Annotated in this window: 18 protein-coding genes; 11 read left to right on the forward strand and 7 right to left on the reverse strand. The window is 61.5% G+C overall.

The genetic code is table 11. The features are described from left to right. Positions 1–369 precede the first annotated feature (369 nt). The 7 genes from K0H47_RS04455 (at position 370) to K0H47_RS04485 (ending at position 6,278) form a co-directional block, all read left to right on the forward strand. Positions 370–951, forward strand: a complete 582-nt coding sequence (locus K0H47_RS04455; protein WP_063033614.1) for an alpha/beta hydrolase — start codon at positions 370–372, stop codon at positions 949–951. A 48-nt stretch (positions 952–999) separates the two neighbouring features. Continuing rightward, positions 1,000–1,926, forward strand: a complete 927-nt coding sequence (locus tag K0H47_RS04460) for a sigma 54-interacting transcriptional regulator (RefSeq protein ID WP_093202957.1) — start codon at positions 1,000–1,002, stop codon at positions 1,924–1,926. A gap of 148 nt (positions 1,927–2,074) precedes the next feature. Next, the gene (locus K0H47_RS04465; protein ID WP_063033612.1) at positions 2,075–2,857 is read left to right on the forward strand and encodes a MetQ/NlpA family ABC transporter substrate-binding protein; all 783 of its coding nucleotides are present in this window, start codon (positions 2,075–2,077) and stop codon (positions 2,855–2,857) included. 470 nt (positions 2,858–3,327) lie between these two features. Then, entirely contained in the window at positions 3,328–3,993 is a 666-nt protein-coding gene (locus K0H47_RS04470) for an amino acid ABC transporter permease (protein WP_063033611.1), read from the forward strand. Next, a complete protein-coding gene (locus tag K0H47_RS04475; protein WP_063033610.1) occupies positions 3,974–4,633 on the forward strand; it encodes an amino acid ABC transporter permease in 660 nt (219 codons plus the stop codon). Before K0H47_RS04470 ends, K0H47_RS04475 begins: the two co-directional genes overlap by 20 nt. After that, positions 4,630–5,406 carry an amino acid ABC transporter ATP-binding protein gene (locus K0H47_RS04480; protein WP_219272056.1) on the forward strand — a complete coding sequence of 259 codons (777 nt, stop codon included), beginning with the start codon at positions 4,630–4,632 and terminating at the stop codon, positions 5,404–5,406. Before K0H47_RS04475 ends, K0H47_RS04480 begins: the two co-directional genes overlap by 4 nt. Further along, a complete protein-coding gene (locus K0H47_RS04485; RefSeq protein ID WP_219272059.1) occupies positions 5,403–6,278 on the forward strand; it encodes a transporter substrate-binding domain-containing protein in 876 nt (291 codons plus the stop codon). The genes K0H47_RS04480 and K0H47_RS04485 overlap by 4 nt, the downstream gene beginning before the upstream one ends. 117 nt (positions 6,279–6,395) lie before the next feature. Here the strand turns inward: K0H47_RS04485 and K0H47_RS04490 are convergent, their stop codons facing one another. Next, positions 6,396–7,556, reverse strand: a complete 1,161-nt coding sequence (locus K0H47_RS04490; RefSeq protein ID WP_219272061.1) for an AAA family ATPase — start codon at positions 7,554–7,556, stop codon at positions 6,396–6,398. A 122-nt stretch (positions 7,557–7,678) separates the two neighbouring features. Here K0H47_RS04490 and K0H47_RS04495 point away from each other — a divergent pair, with 122 nt between their 5' ends. From K0H47_RS04495 to K0H47_RS04510, 4 genes are all read left to right on the forward strand, one after another. Then, on the forward strand, positions 7,679–8,785 hold the full coding sequence (locus tag K0H47_RS04495; protein WP_063033608.1) for an efflux RND transporter periplasmic adaptor subunit: 1,107 nt from the start codon (positions 7,679–7,681) through the stop codon (positions 8,783–8,785). Next, entirely contained in the window at positions 8,782–9,852 is a 1,071-nt protein-coding gene (locus K0H47_RS04500; protein WP_219272063.1) for an efflux RND transporter periplasmic adaptor subunit, read from the forward strand. The genes K0H47_RS04495 and K0H47_RS04500 overlap by 4 nt, the downstream gene beginning before the upstream one ends. Then, positions 9,849–12,902 carry an efflux RND transporter permease subunit gene (locus K0H47_RS04505; protein WP_063033606.1) on the forward strand — a complete coding sequence of 1,018 codons (3,054 nt, stop codon included), beginning with the start codon at positions 9,849–9,851 and terminating at the stop codon, positions 12,900–12,902. The genes K0H47_RS04500 and K0H47_RS04505 overlap by 4 nt, the downstream gene beginning before the upstream one ends. Before the next feature lie 120 nt (positions 12,903–13,022). Further along, the gene (locus tag K0H47_RS04510) at positions 13,023–15,194 is read left to right on the forward strand and encodes a glycoside hydrolase (protein WP_219272065.1); all 2,172 of its coding nucleotides are present in this window, start codon (positions 13,023–13,025) and stop codon (positions 15,192–15,194) included. Between the two features lie 122 nt (positions 15,195–15,316). Here K0H47_RS04510 and K0H47_RS04515 read toward each other — a convergent pair whose 3' ends face one another. The 6 genes from K0H47_RS04515 to K0H47_RS04540 form a co-directional block, all read right to left on the reverse strand. After that, positions 15,317–15,943, reverse strand: coding sequence for a bifunctional 2-polyprenyl-6-hydroxyphenol methylase/3-demethylubiquinol 3-O-methyltransferase UbiG (locus K0H47_RS04515; protein ID WP_219272066.1), 627 nt, complete (start codon positions 15,941–15,943; stop codon positions 15,317–15,319). Positions 15,944–15,982: 39 nt separating this feature from the next. Beyond that, a complete protein-coding gene (locus tag K0H47_RS04520) occupies positions 15,983–16,627 on the reverse strand; it encodes a methionine ABC transporter permease (RefSeq protein ID WP_003211840.1) in 645 nt (214 codons plus the stop codon). Next, positions 16,617–17,735 (reverse strand): methionine ABC transporter ATP-binding protein, encoded by a 1,119-nt coding sequence (locus K0H47_RS04525; protein ID WP_177025814.1) that lies wholly within the window; start codon positions 17,733–17,735, stop codon positions 16,617–16,619. Before K0H47_RS04525 ends, K0H47_RS04520 begins: the two co-directional genes overlap by 11 nt. After that, positions 17,732–18,547 carry a MetQ/NlpA family ABC transporter substrate-binding protein gene (locus K0H47_RS04530; RefSeq protein ID WP_177071052.1) on the reverse strand — a complete coding sequence of 272 codons (816 nt, stop codon included), beginning with the start codon at positions 18,545–18,547 and terminating at the stop codon, positions 17,732–17,734. Before K0H47_RS04530 ends, K0H47_RS04525 begins: the two co-directional genes overlap by 4 nt. Positions 18,548–18,688: 141 nt before the next feature. Further along, positions 18,689–20,041: an LLM class flavin-dependent oxidoreductase gene (locus tag K0H47_RS04535; protein ID WP_063033602.1), complete on the reverse strand. Its 1,353-nt coding sequence runs from the start codon at positions 20,039–20,041 to the stop codon at positions 18,689–18,691. Continuing rightward, a complete protein-coding gene (locus K0H47_RS04540; RefSeq protein ID WP_063033601.1) occupies positions 20,041–21,234 on the reverse strand; it encodes an SfnB family sulfur acquisition oxidoreductase in 1,194 nt (397 codons plus the stop codon). Before K0H47_RS04540 ends, K0H47_RS04535 begins: the two co-directional genes overlap by 1 nt. Between the last annotated feature and the right edge of the window lie 12 nt (positions 21,235–21,246).

Here is a 21,246-nt window from a genome sequence, read left to right on the forward strand (position 1 = left end):
AACGCAGGCTTTGGAGCGTGGGTAACCCGGCAGGACGCCGGGTTAGCCGCGCTGGGCCATGGATGGCCCAGCGCGGCGGCCCACGGTCCAAAGCCGGAGTGAGGGCACACCGAGCATTAGCGAGGTGCCGAGTGGTGGGGCAAGAGCGTTTTGCTTACTTTTGCGCTGTTCAAAAGTGAGCCGCTGTAAGAGCGGAACCAATAGCGGCCATAACCGAAGAAACGGATATGTACCCCCAACCCCCTAAACCCCCCAACCACCCTCAAACAAACATTTTGGTTATTAATAAATAGCTTCTTATTCCTTAACGAATATATACCCCGTGCCTATACTGACCCACAACGTTAAACGCTGCAGGAGGGCACACCCATGCACAGCGAGTCGATTCGTTATCTGATCGTGCCGGGCTGGCAAGGATCGCCAGAAGATCATTGGCAAAGTCATTGGCAGAACAGCCTGCCCAACAGCGCACGCGTGGAGCAAGCCGACTGGCTGACCCCGCGCCGCGAAGACTGGGTGGCCGCACTGGCCGAAGCCATCGCCGCCGACAGCACCCCGGTGATTCTGATTGCCCATAGCCTGGGCTGCATCACCGTCGCCCATTGGGCCGCCACCGCACCGGTGCAGTTCCTACGTCAGGTACGCGGCGCCTTGCTGGTGGCCCCGGCCGATGTCGAACGCCCTGCCTGCGCTCCCGCCCTGCGTAACTTCGCGCCAATCCCCAATCATCTGCTGCCGTTCCCAAGCCAGGTCGTCAGCTCCGACAACGACAGCGCCGTAAGCGCCACCCGCGCCCTGGAACTGGCGCGTAACTGGGGCGCCGAAGCGGGAATTCTCGCGGGGGCCGGGCATATCAATGTGAAGTCCGGCCATCAACGCTGGGAACAGGGTTTCGCCTACCTCTATCGCCTGCAAAATCGCCTGGAACATCACTCCCGGCGCCGTGCATAAAATTTTTTAAACGCCCCTTCCCCTTCGTGGATGGGGCGGGAGTCTGCCATGAGCCTGCATGAAACCTTCGGTCAGCCCCTGCTGACCTTCCCCGACGCCGAAAAAAGCCCCCTGAGCATTCGTGCCAAGGCCCTTGTGTTTGTCGACCCGCGTTCGCGGCAACTGCGCGAAGACCTCGAAAATCTCGCCCCCCGTGCCTTGCCCGTGTTGATCCGCGGCGAAACCGGCAGCGGCAAGGAATTGCTCGCGCGGCATATCCACCGTGGCAGCGACCGCACCGGCTTGTTTGTCTCGGTCAATTGCGGCGCCATCAGCCCGACTTATGCCGACGCCGAACTGTTCGGCTACGCCGCAGGCAGCCACAGCGGCGCAGCCAGTAGCCGCGCCGGCTGGTTTGGCTCGGCCAACGGCGGCACGTTGTACCTGGATGAGATCGGCGACCTGCCGTTGCCGATCCAGGTCAAGTTGCTGGCGGCGCTGGAAAACCACGAAGTGACCCGCGTTGGCGCTCATCAGCCAAGTCCGGTGGATGTGCGGCTGGTGGCGGCCACCAGCATCGACCTGGCTCAGGCCGTGGCAGCCGGCAAGTTTCACGAGCGCCTGTTCCATTACCTCAGCGAAGGCCAGTTGGAGTTGCCGGCACTGCGCGAGCGGGTGGGCGATATCCTGTCACTGGCCGAATATTTCCTCGGCATCTACAGCCAGCGCCTCGACCTGCCGGTGCCGCTGATCAGCGACGAAGCCCAACGCGTGCTGGAGCATCACAGCTGGCCGGGGAACACGCGGGAGTTGGAGAACGTGATTCACTTTGCCCTGTTGGTCAGCAGTGGCGACGAGATTTTGCCGGAGCATTTGAACCTGCCGCTGCCGTCGGTGACGCAGATCGAACACCAGGCGCGGCAGATCCTCAGCAGCGGTACCGAGGCCGAACGTGATGCGTTGAGGCGTCTATTGAAAGGGTTGGCGTCTGTATGAACAAAATGGAATATCAAAGTGAATAAAAAGTATTGTTCTGGAATAAAAAACCTCGGTATTGTCCGCTTCACGCCGCGATAGCACTTCGCTGGCACTCAACTACAAAGCGGCCGTCCCAGACGACCCGGATTTTCGATAAGGACACTGCATGAAAAAGGTTCTGTTGTTTACCGCACTGGCGGCTGCCCTGACTGCAAGCTTCGCCCAGGCCAACGAGAAACTGGTGGTAGCCGCTACCCCGATCCCGCACGCCGAGATCCTTGAGCTGGTCAAGCCGACCCTGGCCAAAGAAGGCGTGGACCTGGAAATCAAAGTCTTCACCGACTACGTGCAGCCGAACGTGCAGGTGGCCGAGAAGCGTCTGGACGCCAACTACTTCCAGACCCTGCCGTACCTGGAAAACTTCAACAAGGGTAAAGGCACCAACCTGGTGACCGTGGTCGGTGTGCACGTTGAACCCTTCGGTGGTTACTCGAAAAAGATCAAAAACATCTCTGAGCTGAAAGATGGCGCCACCGTGGCCATCCCGAACGAAGGCAGCAACTCCGGCCGTGCCCTGCTGCTGCTGCAAAAGGCTGGCGTGATCACCCTGAAAGACCCGACCAACGCCCTGGCCACGCCGAAAGACATCGCCAGCAACCCGAAAAACCTTAAATTCAAAGAGCTGGAATCGGCGCTGCTGCCACGGGTTCTGGACCAGGTTGACCTGGACCTGATCAACACTAACTACGCCCTGGAAGCCGGCCTGAACCCGGCCAAGGACGCACTGATCATCGAAGACGCCAAGTCGCCGTACGTGAACTTCCTGGTTGCCCGCCCGGACAACAAGGACAGCGACGCGATCCAGAAGCTGGCCAAAGCCCTGACCAGCCCTGAAGTGAAAGCTTTCATCGAGAAGAAATACAACGGTGCGGTCGTGCCGGCGTTCTGATCGAGCCCCAAAACCTCCTTCAAGGTTTAAACGCCGACGGCTTCTACAGCGTCGGCGTTTTTTATGGCTGGAATGCAATCGAAATGTGGGAGCGTGTCAGCTCAGAGATTCCGGCTATTGATGGCCCTGCGCAACGCCACCAGCCACTTCACCAGCTCCTGCGGATCAATCGGTTTTGCTTTTGTCATCGCTCATTCCCTCGTCTGTTGGTTGGCCGTCAGTCTGGCCAAGCGCTGCCTATCCCTGAAGTGCAGCACCGATAAAAAGACCCTTCCTACTTCCCCGGAAACAGTAGCTGTCATCCGCCGGTACCGCGAATCCGCAGGTTATCTATTTGGGTGATATCAATATGCTATTTCGGTATTTAAATTTTGCTTTTTATACCTTTAAAGTCGGCGCTACTCAGCGTTACCCACGCTGACCCGGACCGCACCAACGCCGCATTACCCCTGCGGCGTCAGGGATTTCAGATGACCTTCGATTACGCATTTATCCTCAGCACGCTGCCAGCGTTTCTCAAGGCCGTGGGCGTGACCTTGCAAGTCGGCCTGATCGCCATCGGCACCTCGTTAGTGGTGGCCCTGATCAACGCTGCGCTGCTGGTATTTCGCACACCCTACGTGTGGCGCCTGGTGGCGCTGTACGTCGAGCTGGCGCGCAACACACCGCTGCTGATCCAACTGTTTTTCGTCTACTTCGCGTTGCCGGCCCTGGGCTTGAACATTTCCGGGTTCTGGGCGGCGATCATCACCATGACCTTTCTCGGCGGCGCCTACCTCACGGAAGTGCTGCGCGCCGGTGTCGAGGCGGTGCCGTTGGCGCAGATCGAGTCGGGCAAGTCTATCGGCCTGTCCCACTGGCAGCTGCTGCGCCATGTGATCCTGCCTCAGGCGGGGATCCTCAGCCTGCCGGCGCTGTTTGCGAACTTCATTTTCCTGCTCAAGGAAACCACCATCGTGTCGGCGGTGGCGGTTCCGGAAATTCTCTACACCACCAAAAGCTACATTGCCCTCTATTACAAAACCTACGAAATGCTCGCGGTGCTGACGTTGATCTGCGTGCTGTTATTCCTGCCGCTGTCGCTGCTGCTCAGCCGCCTTGAAAGGAGGCTCCAGCATGGCCAGTTCGGGTCTTGAATTACTCTGGGTGTCGTTGCCGCAACTGGGCAAGGGCGCTGCGCAAACCCTGTCGATCTCGTTCCTGAGCATTGCCTTCAGTACCGTCGGCGGCGTGTTGTATGGCGTGCTGCGCACGCTGAATTCGAAAGCGATCAACCTGGTGCTGCGGATTTACCTCGAGCTGTTCCGCGCCATTCCGGTGTTGGTGTGGCTGTACCTGCTGTTCTTCGGCCTGCCGATTTTCTTTGGCCTGAGCATTCCGAGCTTCTGGTGCGCGGTGCTGGTGTTGTCGCTGTGGGGCGCCAGTGAAGTCGGCGAAGTGGTGCGCGGTGCCTTGCATTCGTTGCCCCGCGGCCAGCGTGAAGCCGGCCTGTCGATTGGCCTGTCGGACCCGCAACTGTACGGCTACGTGCTGCTGCCCCAGGCCCTGAAACGCATGACCCCGCCGACCATCAACGTCTACACCCGCATCATCAAGACCAGCTCCCTGGCGGTGCTGATCGGCGTGGTGGACGTGATCAAGGTTGGCCAGCAAATCATCGAGCGCACCTACGAGTCAGTGTTGATCTACGGCGCACTGTTCCTGTTTTTCTTCTTTATCTGCTACCCGTTGTCGGCCGCCTCCAAGGTGCTGGAACGGCGCTGGGCCCAAGCATGAGCGCATTGATCGAGTTCCAGGGTTTCAATAAATACTTCGGCGACCAGCAGGTGCTCAAGGGCATCGACCTGAGCGTACAAAGCGGCGAAGTGGTGGTGATTCTCGGCCCCAGCGGTTGCGGCAAAAGCACCTTGCTGCGGTGCCTCAATGGCCTGGAAGTGGCCCACAGCGGCAGCCTGCGTTTTGCCGGCAAGGAGCTGCTGGACAAGGCCACCGACTGGCGCCAGGTGCGGCAGGACGTGGGCATGGTGTTCCAGAGTTATCACCTGTTCCCGCACATGAGTGTGCTCGACAACATCCTGCTCGGCCCGCTGAAAGTGCAAAAACGCGAACCCCGTGAGGCCCGTGCTCAAGCCGAAAAGCTGCTGGAACGGGTGGGTCTCTCGGACAAGCGTGACGCCTATCCGCGCCAGCTTTCAGGCGGCCAGCAGCAACGCATCGCCATCGTCCGCTCGCTGTGCATGAACCCGCAGGTCATGCTGTTTGACGAAGTCACCGCCGCCCTCGACCCGGAAATGGTCAAGGAAGTACTGGAAGTGATCCAGGGTCTGGCCCGGGACGGCATGACCCTGCTGATCGTCACCCATGAAATGGCCTTCGCCCGCGCCGTCGCCGACCGCGTGGTGTTCATGGAGGCCGGCCGCATCCTCGAACAAAACACCCCCGAGGCATTCTTTACGAACCCGCAAACCGCACGCGCGCAGCAGTTCCTGGAGAAGTTCTCCTTCGTTTCAACACTGCCCAAAAGAACCAAGGAATTGGAGCTGCTATGAAAACTGCCAAGTTGTTATTCCCCCTGTTCGGCCTCGCTCTGCTGGCCGGCTGCAACAAATCCGAAGAGCCCGCCAAGACGGCCGCTGCGGCCACCCCGGCACCGGCGGCGGTGAGCTACATCGATAAGATCAAGGCGCGGGACAAGCTGATTGTCGGCGTGTTTACCGACAAGCCGCCATTTGGTTTTGTGGATGAGTCCGGTCGCTACGTCGGCTTCGATACCGACATCGGCCGCCGCTTCGCCAAGGACCTGCTGGGCGACGAGAGCAAGGTTGAATTCGTTGCCGTGGAGCCGGCGAGCCGCATCCCGTTTCTGCAAAGCGACAAGGTCGACCTGATCCTCGCCAACATGACTGTGACGCCTGAGCGCAAGGAAGCGGTGGACTTCACCAACCCGAACCTGAAAGTGGCAGTGCAGGCACTGGTGGCCAACGGCAGCCCGGTGAAAAGCCTGGACGACCTGGCAACCCGCACCACCATCGTCACCACCGGCACAACCGCGGATATCTGGCTGACCAAGAACCACCCGGACTGGAAACTGCTGAAGTTCGAGAAAAACTCCGAGTCGCTGCAAGCGCTGTCGGCTGGCCGTGGTGATGCCTATGCCCAGGACAACCTGGTGCTGTTCAGTTGGGCCAAGCAGAACCCGGGCTACCGTGTGCTGGAGCAGAAACTGGGGGATGAAGCGCCGATTGCGCCGGCGGTGAAGAAGGGCAACATCGAACTGCGGGATTGGGTGAATGCCGAGCTGGCCAAGTTGGGCGAGGAGAAGTATCTGCTCAAGCTGTATGATCAGTATGTTCGCAAGGAACTGAGCGATGACACCAAGCCTGAGAGTGTGATTGTTGAAGGCGGGAAGTGGCAGGGCTGACCCGTCAGTGATCGTTCCCACGCTCCGCGTGGGAATGCCGCCTTGGACGCTCCGCGTCTGCTGTTGGGACGCGGAGCGTCCCGTTATGCATTCCCACGCAGAGCGTGGGAACGATCATCAGCTGGGCCAATGCCACGCCGGCTCATCCAGCACCCGCTGCCCCACCACCTGCGTCTGCCCCATCACCTTTTCCAGCACGATCGAATTACACCCTTCATCCTGCTGCAACGCCGCAATCAAGCGGCTGGCGTGGGACACCACCCACACCTGGCACTGCTGCGACACCTGGATGATCAGCCGCGCCAATGCCGGCAGCAGGTCCGGATGCAAACTGGTTTCCGGTTCGTTCAGTACCATCATCGTCGGTGGCCTCGGCGTCAGCAGCGCCGCCACCAGCAGCAAATAGCGCAAGGTCCCGTCCGACAGCTCCGCTGCCGACAACGGGCGCAGCAACCCCTCCTGATAAAACTCAATGGCAAAACGGCCGCCCTGCAACGGCTCGATATTCAACCGCGCGCCGGGAAACGCGTCGCTGATTGCCCGCTGCAAGGCGTCCGGATCGCCAATCTCGCGAATGGTCTGCAACGCCGCCGCCAGATCCCGACCATCGTGATGCAGCACCGGCGTACGCGTGCCCAGTTGAGGTTGGCGCACCGGGGCGTCGACGTCGCTGCGAAAGTGGTCATAAAAGCGCCAGCCGCGAATGCTTTCACGCAGCAGCAACACTTCCGGCGAACCCCGCAGGCTGCCGACCTGATCGAACAGGCTGTGGTAGTTCGGCGTGTGCTGGGCCAGTACATCCCAGGCCCGGCCTTCGCGAGCGCGCACCATCGGGCCGGAGCGCTGTACCAGCAGGCTCGCTGGGCGGTACACGTGGCCGGCCCAGATGCATTCTTTCTTGATCTCGGGGTCCAGGGAAAAGTAGGACTCGCCCGGCTCCGGCAACCCCAGGGAAATCGCATAGCTGAAATCTTCTCCGGCGAACCCCAGGCGCAAATGCTTGGCGCCCTGGCGCACGATGGGTTCCACCGCGACTTCACCACTCAGCATGCGCCGGCTGATGTTTTCCGGCCCGGCCCAGAAGGTCGAATCCAGCCCACCCTCGCGGGCCAGTGCATTGATCACACCGCCCTGTGCCGTCTCCGCCAGCAGCCGCAGGGCGCGGTACAGGTTGGATTTACCGCTGCCGTTGGGGCCGGTGATCAGGTTCAGCCGATCCAGTGGCACCACCAATTTGTTGATCGAGCGGTAATTGGCCACCGCGAGGGTTTTGAGCATGAGAAAAATTATCGCTTTGGGAACCATTGGAGTATGGGATTCTCCATGCAGATAAGGAACCCTGTTCTAAGCTCACAGTCGCATAGACACTGGCACGGCGGCATCACGCAAAAGGAGCCTGCATGGGCGGTCCCAACTCCACATTTATTATCCTCGGCCTTGGCCTGCTGGCGCTGCTGAGCGGTTGCGGCCAGGAAAAAACCGAGCCCAAGGAACATTCCCGGGTGTTTGTGCAGACGGTGAAGTCCACCGACTTTGCCGCCGCCGTGACCTTGACCGGTGATATCCAGGCCCGGGTGCAGACCGATCTGTCGTTCCGCGTCGGCGGCAAGATCATCCAGCGCATGGTGGATGTCGGTGACCGCGTCAGCGCCAAGCAGGTGCTGGCCAAGCTCGATCCGAAAGATTTGCAGACCAATGTCGATTCCGCCCAGGCCCAGGTGGTCGCGGAGCAGGCGCGGGTCAAACAGACCGCCGCCGCGTTTGTGCGCCAGGAAAAACTCCTGCCCAAGGGCTACACCAGCCGCAGCGAATACGACTCCGCCCAGGCCGCGTTGCGCAGCAGCCAGAGCGCGCTGACCGCCGCCCAGGCGCAGTTGGCCAATGCCCGCGAGCAGTTGGGCTACACCTCGCTGGTCGCCGACGCGCCGGGCATCATCACCGCGCGCCAGGCCGAGGTGGGCCAGGTGGTGCAGGCCACGGTGCCGATTTTCAGCCTGGCTCGGGACGGTGAGCGCGATGCGGTGTTCAACGTCTATGAGTCGCTGCTGGTGGAGCCGCCGCCGGACAAACCGATTACCGTCAGCCTGTTGGAAAATCCGCAGATTACCGCCGTGGGCAAGGTCCGCGAAGTTACCCCGGCCGTGGCTGCGAATACCGGCACGGTGCAAGTCAAAATCGCCCTCGACGCGTTGCCCAAGGGCATGCAACTGGGCTCGGTGGTCAGCGCCACCGCCAACGGGCCGGCCAAGGCCAGCATTGAATTGCCGTGGGCCGCATTGACCAAAGACATCAGCGAACCAGCGGTATGGTTGGTGGACGCTGACGGCAAGGCGCAACTGCACAAGGTCACGGTCGCGCGCTATCTGACCGGCAAGGTCATCATCAGCGACGGCCTCAAGGGCGGCGAAAAAGTCGTGGTGGCCGGCGGGCAACTGTTGCATCCCGGCATGATCGTGGAAATCGCCCAGCCGCCGGATCAGGCCCAGGCCCAAGGAGTGCAGCCATGAAGCGGCTGACGTGTGTGCTCGCCGCCAGCCTGTTGTTGGTGGCGTGCTCCAAGGAAGAACCGGCGCCGGAGCCGGTGCGCCCGGTGCTGTCGATTGAAGTGAAATCCGAAGACCAGGAAAACCTTGGCCGCTTCGCCGGAACGATCCAGGCCCGTTATGAAAGTAACCTGGGGTTCCGCGTGCCAGGCCGCATTGCCCGCCGAGCCGTCGACGTGGGCGCTGAAGTGGAGCAGGGCGCGTTGCTCGCCGTGCTCGACCCCACCGACCAACAGAACCAGTTGCGCGCTGCCCAGGGCGACCTGGCCAGGGTCCAGGCGCAGTGGATCAACGCCCAGGCCAATGCCCGTCGCCAGCAGGAACTGTTCAACCGCGGCGTTGGCGCCCAGGCCCAACTGGATGTGGCCCAGACCGACCTGAAAACCACCCAGGCCTCCCTCGACCAAGCCAAGGCCTCGGTCAATCAGGCCAAGGATCAGCTCAACTACGCCGAACTGCGCACCGACCACGCGGGCATCGTCACCGCCTGGAATGCCGAGGCCGGCCAAGTGGTCAGCGCCGGGCAGCAAGTGGTGACCCTGGCGCGACCGGACATCAAGGAAGCCGTCATTGATTTGCCTGCCGGCCTCGCCGAGCGTCTGCCGCCGGATGTGGTGTTCCTGGTCGCCGGGCAGATGGACCCCACCGTCAGCACCACTGCCACCGTGCGCGAGATCGAACCCCAGGCCCAAAGCGCCACCCGCACTCGTCGCGCCCGCCTGACCCTGGCCGAAACGCCATCCGCGTTTCGCCTCGGCACCGCTATCAGCGTGACCCTCAGTTCAGCCATCGTCCCACGCATCGAGCTGCCCCTCACTGCCCTGCAGGAAGCCGACGGCAAGACCCGCATCTGGGTGATCGACACCCAAAGCCAGACCGTACAACCCCGTGACGTCACCATCGTCAGCCGTGACGCCGACAGCGCCTTGCTCAATGCCGGCGTCAAGCCCGGTGAGCGCGTGGTGAGTGCCGGCGTGAACAGCCTGAAACCGGGGCAAAAAGTCAAATTCGACGAGGACAGCCCGCGATGAAAGGGAGCTTCAACTTATCCGACTGGGCCCTCAAGCATCAGTCCTTCGTCTGGTACCTGATGTTCGTCGCGCTGCTGATGGGCGTGTTCTCGTACATGAACCTTGGCCGCGAGGAAGACCCGTCGTTCACCATCAAGACCATGGTGATCCAGACCCGTTGGCCAGGCGCGACCCAGGAAGAGACCCTGAAGCAGGTCACCGACCGCATCGAGAAAAAACTCGAAGAGCTGGACTCCCTCGACTACGTGAAAAGCTACACCCGACCCGGTGAGTCCACGGTGTTTGTGTTCCTCAAGGACACCACCAGCGCCAAGGCGATCCCGGAGATCTGGTACCAGGTCCGCAAGAAGATCGATGACATCCGCGGCAGCTTCCCCCAAGGCTTGCAGGGGCCGGCGTTCAACGACGAGTTCGGTGACGTGTTCGGTTCGGTGTATGCGTTCACCGCCGATGGCCTGTCGATGCGCCAGTTGCGCGACTACGTCGAGCAAGCGCGCGCCGAGATTCGTTCGGTGCCGGGGCTGGGCAAAGTCGAGATGATCGGCCAGCAGGACGAAGTGATTTACCTGAATTTCTCCACCCGCAAACTCGCGGCCCTGGGGATTGATCAGCGCCAGGTGGTGCAGAGCCTGCAATCACAGAACGCGGTGACCCCGGCGGGTGTGATCGAGGCGGGGCCGGAGCGGATTTCGGTGCGCACCTCCGGGCAGTTCGCCTCTGAGAAGGACCTGGCCAACGTCAATCTGAGGCTCAATGACCGTTTCTATCGGCTGGCTGACGTGGCGGAAATCACTCGCGGCTATGTCGACCCGTCGACGCCGATGTTCCGTTTCAATGGCAAGCCCGCCATCGGCTTGGCCATCGCCATGCAGAAGGGCGGCAACATCCAGGATTTCGGCAAGGCCCTGCACAAACGCATGGACGAGCTGACCGCCGACCTGCCGGTGGGTGTGGGCGTGCACAAGGTTTCCGACCAGGCAGAAGTGGTGGAAGAGGCCGTCGGCGGCTTTACCAGCGCGTTGTTTGAGGCGGTGATCATCGTGCTGGTGGTGAGCTTTATCAGCCTCGGCGTGCGTGCGGGGTTGGTGGTGGCGTGCTCGATTCCATTGGTGTTGGCGCTGGTGTTCGTGTTCATGGAATACAGCGGCATCACCATGCAGCGGGTGTCGCTGGGTGCCTTGATCATCGCCCTCGGCCTGTTGGTGGACGACGCGATGATCACCGTGGAGATGATGATCACGCGCTTGGAAAAAGGCGAAACCAAGGAGCAGGCGGCGACCTTCGCCTACACCTCCACGGCATTCCCGATGTTGACCGGTACGCTGGTGACCGTTGCCGGTTTTGTGCCGATTGGCCTTAATGCCAGTTCGGCGGGCGAGTACACCTTCACCTTGTTCGCGGTGATTGCCGTGGCGATGCTGGTGTCGTGGGTGGTCGCGGTGTTGTTCGCACCGGTGCTTGGGGTGCATATCCTCAGCAGCAAGGTAAAACCTCATAACGCCGAGCCGGGCCGTGTGGGCCGGGCGTTCAATGGCGGCATGCTGTGGGCGATGCGCAACCGCTGGTGGGCCATTGGCATTACGGTGCTGCTGTTTGTGGCGTCGGTGTTTTCCATGCAGTTTGTGCAGAACCAGTTTTTCCCGTCCTCGGACCGTCCGGAAATTCTCGTCGACCTCAACCTGCCGCAAAACGCCTCGATCAACGAGACCCGCAAGGCCGTCGACCGTCTTGAGGCGATCATCAAGGACGACCCGGACATCGCCCGCTGGAGCACCTATATCGGCCAGGGCGCGATCCGTTTCTACCTGCCGCTGGACCAGCAATTGGAGAACCCGTACTACGCGCAACTGGTGATCGTCAGCAAGGGCCTGGAAGAGCGCGGCGCGTTGATTGCGCGCCTGCAAAAACGCCTGCGGGAAGACTTTGTCGGCGTGGGCAGCTTCGTGCAGCCGCTGGAAATGGGGCCGCCGGTGGGGCGTCCGATCCAGTACCGGGTATCTGGCAAGGACATCGACCAAGTGCGCAAACACGCGATCGAGCTGGCGACGATGCTCGATAAAAATACCCACATGGGCGAAATCATCTACGACTGGAACGAGCCCGGCAAAGTCCTGCGGGTGGATATCGCCCAGGACAAGGCACGGCAATTGGGGCTGTCGTCGGAAGACGTGGCGCAGTTGATGAACAGCGTGGTCAGCGGTGCGTCGGTGACCCAAGTGCATGACGATATCTACCTGATCAATGTGGTCGGCCGCGCCGAAGATGCCGAGCGCGGTACGCCGGAGACGTTGCAGAACCTGCAGATCGTCACGCCCAACGGCACCTCGATTCCGCTGCTGGCGTTCGCCACCGTGCGCTATGAGCTTGAACAGCCGTTGGTGTGGCGTCGCGACCGCAAGCCGACCATCACCATCAAGGCGGCGGTGCGCGACGACATGCAGCCGACCGACCTGGTGAAACAGCTCAAGCCGGAAATCGACAAGTTCAGCGCCGCGTTACCGGTGGGCTACAAGGTCGCCACCGGCGGCACCGTGGAAGAAAGCGGCAAGGCCCAGGGCCCGATTGCCAGGGTGGTGCCGCTGATGCTGTTCTTGATGGCGACCTTCCTGATGATTCAGTTGCACAGCGTGCAGAAGATGTTCCTGGTGGCCAGCGTCGCGCCGCTGGGGCTGATTGGCGTGGTGTTGGCGCTGATTCCCACGGGCACGCCCATGGGCTTTGTGGCGATCCTCGGGATCCTCGCGTTGATCGGCATCATCATCCGTAACTCGGTGATCCTGGTGACGCAGATCGACGCCTACGAGCGCGACGGCTACACGCCGTGGGACGCGGTGGTGGAAGCCACCGAACACCGGCGCCGGCCGATCCTGTTGACGGCGGCAGCGGCCAGCCTGGGCATGATCCCGATTGCCCGGGAAGTGTTCTGGGGGCCGATGGCCTACGCGATGATCGGTGGGATCATCATCGCGACCTTGCTGACGCTGCTGTTCCTGCCGGCGCTGTATGTGGCCTGGTACAAGATTCGCGAGCCGAAGAAAGAAAACGCCTGACAGCCACTGCGATGACATTCCTACACGGACGTGGGAATGTTCCCTGAAACATTTTTTTGCCCTTCGCACCCGATCAATTGTTTTACCCTCCGGGCCTGATCCTTTTGCCAAGGCCTGCCCATGCGTTGTTTTCTGCTGGTTTGTAGCTTGTTGCTGTCGCCCGTGGCCCTTGCCGGCACGGTGCTGGAGAACGCCCTGTGGCGGGTTGAGATCGATCCGGCGACCCTTGCGATCCACGTTATCCCCAGCGACAAGACCGCCGTGCAGGCTTCAAGCGGAGTCCTTGCGCACAGGGTCAACCAGCTCTCCCAAAACGCCCGTCAGGCCAGTTGGCAATGGGACGATGGCGCCTATCGCTTGAGCGCCACCCTCGATCAACGGGATCTTGCCCTGACGATTACCGCCCGTGATGCCGGTGAGCTGGCGATCCTGCGCCAACCCGCCAGCGCCATGGGCAAGGGCCTGATCTGGCCACTGGCCGAAGGGCATTATGTGCCGGCGGGCAATGCGGTATGGCAGGACTTCCTGCTGGAGCAGGGCGACGTCAACACCACCCAGGACCTCAGTTTGCCGTTGTGGGGCGTGGACCACGGCGCGTTCACCCTCAACTGGCTGATGACTAATCCTTACAACAACCGTTTGCACTGGCAGGCCGACGGTAAAGGGCTGGCGATGTCCGCGTTCCATGAATTCACCACGCTGGACCCCGCCGCGCCGATGACCGTGCTGTTGCACCTGGGCGAAAGCGACCCGCTGGCCGGCGCCAAGCGCTATCACCAATGGCTGGTGGAGCAGGGGCTTTTTGAACCATTGGAAGACAAGTTGCGGCAAACCCCGGAAGCGGAAAAGCTGCTGGGCGCCAGCCATATCTACCTGTGGGGCAATGACCTGCTGAGCCTGGGTGATGTGCGTGATTGGCCGCAGTTGCTCAAACTGCTGCGCAGTGGCAAAGGCCTGGCGGCGGAGTTGAATGGCTTGCTGGACAAAGAGGCTGCGCAGGTTCGACAGGTCAAGCAACCGTATGAGCAGGCTGTCCTGCTGCGCGGCCTGAATGCGGCGATCAGCACAAAGGCCCGGCAGGGTTGGCAGCCCTCCACCGAGCCGAATATGACCCAACTCGCTGACGGTTATGGTGCGCTGCGTCGTGAGTTGGCCGTGGCCTTTGCCGGTGCCTTGAGCACAACGCCCGAGACCTGGGGCAACACCCTATCGGTCACCAACGCTTTGAAAGACGCCGGTCTCAAGCGCCTGCTGGTGACTCAGGGCGAAGGCTGGGAAGGTGGGCTCTGGCATCCTGAAGCGGTGAAGGCCGGGGTCGACGCCGGTTACTTGATGGCGCCCTACGACTCTTATGAAACGGCACTGTCTGCCACTGAAAACCCCGACTGGACCACCGCGCACCTGGGCAGCAAGGCCTATGGCGAGTGCGCGATCGTGTTGAAGGGCGGCCAGTTGAAGACAGGCTTCCAGAAGTCCGGCCACTACACCGACCCGCGCTGCGTGCGTCCGCTGCTGGAGGCGCGGATCAAGGCGGTGCAGGCCAAGTCCGGGTTCAACGCCTGGTTCCTCGACGCCTATGCCACCAGCATGTTGTTCGACAGCTATCGCACGGGTGCGAGCATGACCCAGGCACAAAACGCCGAAGGCAATATCGACGCAGCCCGCTGGATCAATACCGCGCTCAAGTTGCCGGCAGGTTCCGAGGACGGCAACGCGATCACCGCCCGAGGCATCCTGTTTGCCCACGGCATGCAAACGCCGGTGCTGGGCTGGGGTGATCGGGAGATGACCCAGGACAAGCAGTCGCCGTACTACGTCGGGGCTTGGTATCCACCAGAGCAGCCGGCGGTGTTCTTTAAATCCGTACCGTTGAAGGAGCCGTTTCGCACGGTCTACTTTGACCCGACGATGCGCCTGCCGCTGTATCAGGCGGTGTTCCATGGCTCGGTGATTACCACCCATCATTGGCTGTTCGACAGCCTGAAACTGAGCAACGTGCGGGCCGAGAACGAGCTGACGCAATTGCTCTACAACGTGCCGCCGCTGTATCACCTGAGTGCGGCGACGGTGAAGCAGCGCTTGCCAGTGATTCAGCGCCAGGATGCGTTCTTTCGGCCGCTGCATGAGCGGTTGGCGACTCAGGCGATGACGGATTTTCGTTGGCTGACGGAAGATAAGCAGGTGCAGCAGACCACCTTTGCCGATGGGACGCGGTTGGTGGCGAATTTTGCTGAACGCAGTATTACGGCTTTCGTGCCTGGCGCGCAGGCCGTGGTGTATCAGGTGGATTAGTGGCGGCCGTGAGTCCATCGCAGGCAAGCCAGCTCCCACATTTGACCGGGTTGTCAGGGCTTGCACCGATCAAGGGTGGGAGCTGGCTTGCCTGCGATGAGGCTGTTTCAGGCAATGCAGCTCTAAACTTTCTTCCACACACTCGCCAGCCACGGCTGCTGTTCCCGAGGCAGCCCGGCAGGTCGGTAGTAATGCTCCAACTCCACAAATCCCGCCGCCGTCAGCAGTTCCTGCCAGGCCTGCAAGTCGTGATACGAGCCATACCGCGGCCCATTCCAACCCTCCTGGTTTTCACCCCGAGGGTTTGAGCTGAACAACACCCCACCGACCTTCAACGCCCCATGCAACTGCCCAAGAATGCGCGGCAGCTCCTGCTTGGGAATATGAAACAGCACCGCGTTGGCGAAGATCCCGTCAAAACGTCTGGCGGGCAAATCCAGCTTCAGGAAGTCCTGCTGCAGCACTTCACAGCCGCTGTCTTCCCGGGCCATCTGTGCAAAGCGCACCGAACCATCGAGCCCCACCGCGATATGGCCCATGCGCGTAAACGTCTGCAAATCCCGCCCCGGCCCGCAGCCAAAATCCAGTACGGTAAACGGCGCGTCGCCCTGGATATGCCGCAGCAGCGCATCAATGTTCTGGCTCACATCGTGATCGCGGGTGCCTTCACGGAAATCCTCGGCCACTTTGTTGTAGTGGCCGAGAGTGGTGGCGGTGATCTGGTCGAGGTCGTCGGGGGCGAGTTTCATGGCGGGCAATACCGGGCGCTGAGATGGCCCGACTATACCTCACCTCTTGTTCAGAACCCTGGCCAACCGATCGCCGCCCAACTGAATCACGGCTACCAGGATCACCAGAAGCACAATCACGGTGAGCATGATCTGCGTGTCAAAACGCTGATAGCCATAGCGATAGGCAATATCCCCCAGCCCGCCGGCGCCAATTGCCCCGGCCATGGCCGAGGAGTTGATCATCGTCACCAGGGTAATCGTGAACCCGCCGACAATCCCCGGCAGCGCCTCCGGCAGCAGCACATGCCAGACGATATGCCAGCGCCGGCAACCCATGGCTTGGGCCGCCTCGATCAAGCCGTGATCGACTTCGCGCAAGCTGACTTCGGCGATCCGCGCAAAGAACGGCGTGGCTGCGATCGTCAACGGCACCACCGCCGCCCATACGCCATAGGTGGTGCCGACGATCAGCCGGGTGAACGGGATCAGCGCCACCATCAGAATCAAAAATGGAATCGAGCGGAACAGGTTAACGAACGCCCCCAGCACCCGGTTCAACGCTGGTGCCTGATAGATGCCGCCCTTGTCGCTGGTCACCAGGAACACCGCCAGCGGAATCCCCACCAGCAGCGCGATCAGCGACGACACGCCGACCATCAACAGCGTGTCGATGGCGCCCTGCAATAAACGATCAAACCACATAGCCCAGCACCTCCACCTGTTGTGCCCAGCGCCCGGCGCGGGCGCGCAGTTCTTCGGCGGTCAGGGCCGAGCCGCTCACCGCCAGCAGCAATTGCCCCAAGGCATGCCCCTGGATACGCTCCACGCCGCCTTGCAGCAAACGCACGCGCCCGCCGAGGGCGCTGAACAATGCCGCCAGGTCTGGTTCGTCTTCGGCACTCCCGGTCAGTTGCAAGCGCAGCACCACGGCAGCGTCCTTGGATGCCGGATTGGCCTGCAAGCGGCTTTGCAACTCTTCAGGCAAGCCGTGTTGCAGCGGCGCCAGCAGGGTTTTGCTGACGTCGTGCTGCGGGTTGCCAAACACTTCCCACACCGGGCCTTGCTCGACCACGTGGCCGTGTTCCAGCACCACGACGCGGTCGCAGATTTCGCGAATCACGGCCATTTCGTGGGTGATCAACACGATGGTCAGGCCCAGGCGTTTGTTGATCTCCCGCAGCAGGCCGAGGATGGATTGGGTGGTCTCCGGGTCGAGCGCCGAAGTGGCTTCATCGCACAACAGAATCTGTGGGTCATGCACCAGCGAACGGGCGATGCCCACCCGCTGTTTTTGCCCGCCGGACAGCTGCGCCGGGTAAGCCTTGTGCTTATCCTGCAAGCCGACCAATTCCAGCAGTTCACGAACCTTCTTCTCGCGCTGTTCCCTGGGCACACCCGCGACTCTCAGCGGCAGTTCGACGTTCTGCCACACGGTCTTGGCCGACATCAGGTTGAAGTGCTGGAAGATCATGCCGATGCGCCGGCGCAGGGCTACCAGGCGGTCTTCGTCGAAGTCGCCGATGTCGACCTGGTCAATCAATACCCGGCCGCTGCTCGGTTGTTCCAAGCGGTTGATGGTGCGGATCAGCGACGACTTGCCAGCGCCGCTGCGGCCGATGATGCCGAAGACTTCGCCGCGCTGGATCGCCAGGTCGATGCCTTGCAGGGCGGGCACGGATTGGCCGTCATAGGTCTTGCCCAGGTTGATAAAGCGCACGTGCGCGCGGTTCAGGTCAGGGTGCAGTTCTGTCTGCTCGGCGTCCCTGGGTGGCAAGCCCAGGTCGCGCAGTTGAGAGTGGGCGGCGGTCATTTTTTATCTTCCCAGCCCACTTGGTAGAGCTTGCCAAGGGATTTATCCAACGCGGCGCGCACCACCGGCGAGTGCTGGTAGATGTCGACGAACTTGATCACACGCGGGTCGGTTTTGCTCTTGGGCTGTACCACGAACTGGATCACGTATTCCGGGTGGTCGAGGCCGTCGAACAGCAGCGCCGACTCGGCATCGAAGGTCTTGGACAGGCGGATATACGCCGGGTAGCCCTGCACCAGGTCGGCGTCGTCATAGGCGCGCACCAGTTGCACGGCTTCCACTTGCAGGATCTTGATCTTCTTCGGGTTGGTGACGATGTCTTCTTCAGTGGCCTTGTAGCCCACGCCCGGCTTGAGGGTGATCAAGCCGGCCTTGGCCAGCAGTTGCAGGCCGCGACCGCTGTTGATCGGGTCGTTGGCAATCGCCACGCTGGCGCCCTGGGGCAGGTCATTGATGCTTTTGTACTTCTTCGAATACAGCCCGACGTTGTTGATGATCCCCGGCGCGAACGGCACCAGGTCAAACCCGGCGGCGGCCTTGGCGTTTTCCAGGAACGGGATGTGCTGGAAGTAGTTCACGTCGATATCGCCCGCTGCCAGGCTGACGTTGGGTGCAATCCAGTCGGTGAACTCCACCAGTTCGACTTTCAAACCCTGTTTGCCGGCCTCTTCGACGGCGGCTTCCAGGGGAATCGCGAAGGCGGCAGTGGTGCCGACCTTCAACGGTGCGTCAGCGGCAAACACCGCCGAGCTGAAGAGTCCGAGGGCGAGGGCCAGTGCTTTGACTGGGTGGCTGAGCAATGTTTTTTTCATCGTGGATTTCCAGTCATAAGGTATTTGTGTGAGCAACTCGGTCAACTGTGGGAGCTGGCTTGCCTGCGATAGCGGTGGGTCAGCGACATTTCTTCAACTGACACTCCGCAATCGCAGGCAAGCCAGCTCCCACATTTTGGTTCAGTGTCGGTAGGTGGAACCGGTGTGTTGTTCGGGCAGGTGCGCTGAGTGGTGGAAGACTTTTTCCCGCAGCGTCCCGGTGTCATACGCGGTCTTGTACGAGCCCCGGCGCTGCAGCTCCGGCACTACCAGTTCGATAAAGTCGACGTAGCTTTCCGGGGTAACGATGCGCGTCAGGTTGAAGCCATCCAGGCCGGTTTCGCTGATCCATGATTCAAGTTCATCCGCCACCTGTGCCGGCGAACCCACCAGTGTGATGTAGCGGCCGCCGAGGGCGTGTTGCTCCAGTAATTTGCGCCGGGTCCAGTCGTTGTTTTGCAGGTTTTTGGTGGCCGACTGAATGGCGTTGCTCTTTACGTACTGGATCGGTTCATCGATGTCGTACTGGGAGAAATCAATCGCCGTGGACGCCGAGAAATGCGCCACGCCGGCTTCCGCGCTGGCGTAGCTCAGGTACTCGGCGTGCTTGGCCCACGCGGCCTCTTCGGTGGCGCCCACAATCACGTTCAGCCCCATGAACACCTTGATGTCGTCCGGGTTACGCCCGGCTTCCACGGCGCTGGCGCGCACCTTGTCCACCTGGGTTTTGGTCGAGGCCTTGTTCTGCCCACTGATGAATACGCACTCGGCATGACGCCCGGCGAACAGCAAGCCACGGTCCGAACTGCCCGCCTGGAACAGCACCGGTGTGCGTTGCGGCGACGGCTCGCACAGGTGATAGCCCTCGACCTGATAGAACTCGCCCTTGTGCTCGACCTTGTGCACCTTCTCCGGCTGGGCATACACCCGCGCCTGCGGATCGTTGATCACCGCGTCGTTTTCCCAACTGCCTTCCCAAAGCTTGTAGAGCACTTCCAGGTATTCGTCGGCCTGGTCGTAGCGCCGGTCATGCTCGACCTGCTCGGTCAGGCCCATGGCCTTGGCGGCACTGTCCAGATAGCCGGTGACGATGTTCCAGCCCACCCGGCCACGGCTCAGGTGGTCGAGGGTCGACATGCGCCGGGCGAACAGATACGGCGGTTCGTAGGTGAGGTTGGCGGTCAGGCCGAAGCCGAGGTTTTTGGTCACCGCCGCCATGGCCGAGACCAGCAGCAACGGGTCGTTGACCGGCAGCTGGATAGACTCTTTGAGCGGCACATCCACCGAATTCTGGTAGACGTCGTACACGCCGACGATGTCGGCGATGAACAGCCCGTCGAACAGTCCGCGCTCCAGCAGCTGTGCCAGTTCGGTCCAGTATTCGAGGGTCTTGTATTGAGTCGAAGTGTCCCGTGGATGGGTCCACAGGCCATGGTTGATGTGCCCGATGCAGTTCATGTTGAAGGCATTGAGCAGGATCTTTTTCTTGGCCATCAGATAGTCCCCCGCAGTGGCGGGTTTTCATCGTTGAGGTAGTAATTGCCCACCGCGTGGTACTTCCAGCGCACCGGGTCGTGCAGGGTGTGCACCCGAGCGTTGCGCCAGTGGCGGTCCAGACCGTGTTCGGCGAGGGTGGCCTGGCTGCCCGCGAGTTCGAACAGGGTGCTGCCGGCGGCCAAGGAAATCTCGGTGCTGAGGGCGCGTACTTCGGCGACTGCGATGGATGCGGCCGCGACGGTGTCGGCATTGCTGTCGGCCTGGGCACGGTCGAGGAATTCACCGGAGCGCTCCAGCAGGGCTTCTGTGGCGTGCAGGCGGATGCTCAAGTGGCCGAAGCTTTTCAGGGTCAGCGGGTCTTCGGTGGCCTTGTCGCTGGTGGCGTCGATCCATGGCCGGGTCTTGGTGCGCACGAAGTGCAGCGCATCTTCATAGGCCGCACGGGCGATGCCGGTGTCGATGGCGGCGTGAAGGATCTGCGCCAGCGGGCCGACGGTGGTCGGGCGTTCGAAGGCGCTCTGGAACGGAATCACGTCCTGGGCCGCGACCCACACGTTATCGAACACCACCGAACCGCTACCGGTGGTGCGCTGGCCGAAGCCGCTCCAGTCGTCGATCACAGTCAGGCCCTGGCTGTCACGGGTGACAAAGGCCAGTTGCTGCACGCCGTTTTCGTCCACTACAGACGTGGGAATGCGTTGGGCGTAGATCGCACCGGTCGAGTAGAACTTGCGACCGGTGATACGGAAACCGTCACCGTCGCGGGTGATTTTCGTGATGCGGTCGTGGGCGGTCTTGGTGCCCAGCTCCGCCAGGGCATTGCCGAAGCGCTGGCCGGCGAGGACTTCGGCGTACAGGCGTTTTTGCTGCGCCGGGCTGCCATTTACCCGCAGTACTTCGAGGGCATAAAAGTGGTTCTGCGGGATCTGCCCCAAGGATGCATCCGCTTGGGCAATCAGTGCCGTGACCTTGGCCAGGGTCACGTTGGAAACGCCGGCACCGCCGAATTCCTTGGGTACGCTGATGCCCCACAGGCCGGAGCGGGAAAACACGTCCAGTTCGGGCAGGGGCAAGCGGCGTTCGCGGTCACGCAAGGCGCTGTCGCGGCGGAAGTCTTCGGCCAGGTCGCTGGCGACAATAAGGGCTTGTTCATCGCTGGTAATAACCGCGACGTGATGAGAAAGAGTCATAGGTTTCTCCAG

Source organism: Pseudomonas sp. Xaverov 83 (assembly GCF_019352905.1).
Classification (GTDB): Bacteria; Pseudomonadota; Gammaproteobacteria; order Pseudomonadales; family Pseudomonadaceae; genus Aquipseudomonas; species Aquipseudomonas yamanorum.

What these genes read in the sequence shown, in the direction of transcription:
- K0H47_RS04455 (WP_063033614.1), top strand. Translation starts at nt 370, where the DNA reads ATGCACAGCGAGTCGATTCGTTATCTGATCGTGCCGGGCTGGCAAGGA.
- K0H47_RS04460 (WP_093202957.1), top strand. Translation starts at nt 1,000, where the DNA reads ATGAGCCTGCATGAAACCTTCGGTCAGCCCCTGCTGACCTTCCCCGAC.
- K0H47_RS04465 (WP_063033612.1), top strand. Translation starts at nt 2,075, where the DNA reads ATGAAAAAGGTTCTGTTGTTTACCGCACTGGCGGCTGCCCTGACTGCA.
- K0H47_RS04470 (WP_063033611.1), top strand. Translation starts at nt 3,328, where the DNA reads ATGACCTTCGATTACGCATTTATCCTCAGCACGCTGCCAGCGTTTCTC.
- K0H47_RS04475 (WP_063033610.1), top strand. Translation starts at nt 3,974, where the DNA reads ATGGCCAGTTCGGGTCTTGAATTACTCTGGGTGTCGTTGCCGCAACTG.
- K0H47_RS04480 (WP_219272056.1), top strand. Translation starts at nt 4,630, where the DNA reads ATGAGCGCATTGATCGAGTTCCAGGGTTTCAATAAATACTTCGGCGAC.
- K0H47_RS04485 (WP_219272059.1), top strand. Translation starts at nt 5,403, where the DNA reads ATGAAAACTGCCAAGTTGTTATTCCCCCTGTTCGGCCTCGCTCTGCTG.
- K0H47_RS04490 (WP_219272061.1), bottom strand. Translation starts at nt 7,556, where the DNA reads ATGCTCAAAACCCTCGCGGTGGCCAATTACCGCTCGATCAACAAATTG.
- K0H47_RS04495 (WP_063033608.1), top strand. Translation starts at nt 7,679, where the DNA reads ATGGGCGGTCCCAACTCCACATTTATTATCCTCGGCCTTGGCCTGCTG.
- K0H47_RS04500 (WP_219272063.1), top strand. Translation starts at nt 8,782, where the DNA reads ATGAAGCGGCTGACGTGTGTGCTCGCCGCCAGCCTGTTGTTGGTGGCG.
- K0H47_RS04505 (WP_063033606.1), top strand. Translation starts at nt 9,849, where the DNA reads ATGAAAGGGAGCTTCAACTTATCCGACTGGGCCCTCAAGCATCAGTCC.
- K0H47_RS04510 (WP_219272065.1), top strand. Translation starts at nt 13,023, where the DNA reads ATGCGTTGTTTTCTGCTGGTTTGTAGCTTGTTGCTGTCGCCCGTGGCC.
- K0H47_RS04515 (WP_219272066.1), bottom strand. Translation starts at nt 15,943, where the DNA reads ATGAAACTCGCCCCCGACGACCTCGACCAGATCACCGCCACCACTCTC.
- K0H47_RS04520 (WP_003211840.1), bottom strand. Translation starts at nt 16,627, where the DNA reads ATGTGGTTTGATCGTTTATTGCAGGGCGCCATCGACACGCTGTTGATG.
- K0H47_RS04525 (WP_177025814.1), bottom strand. Translation starts at nt 17,735, where the DNA reads ATGACCGCCGCCCACTCTCAACTGCGCGACCTGGGCTTGCCACCCAGG.
- K0H47_RS04530 (WP_177071052.1), bottom strand. Translation starts at nt 18,547, where the DNA reads ATGAAAAAAACATTGCTCAGCCACCCAGTCAAAGCACTGGCCCTCGCC.
- K0H47_RS04535 (WP_063033602.1), bottom strand. Translation starts at nt 20,041, where the DNA reads ATGGCCAAGAAAAAGATCCTGCTCAATGCCTTCAACATGAACTGCATC.
- K0H47_RS04540 (WP_063033601.1), bottom strand. Translation starts at nt 21,234, where the DNA reads ATGACTCTTTCTCATCACGTCGCGGTTATTACCAGCGATGAACAAGCC.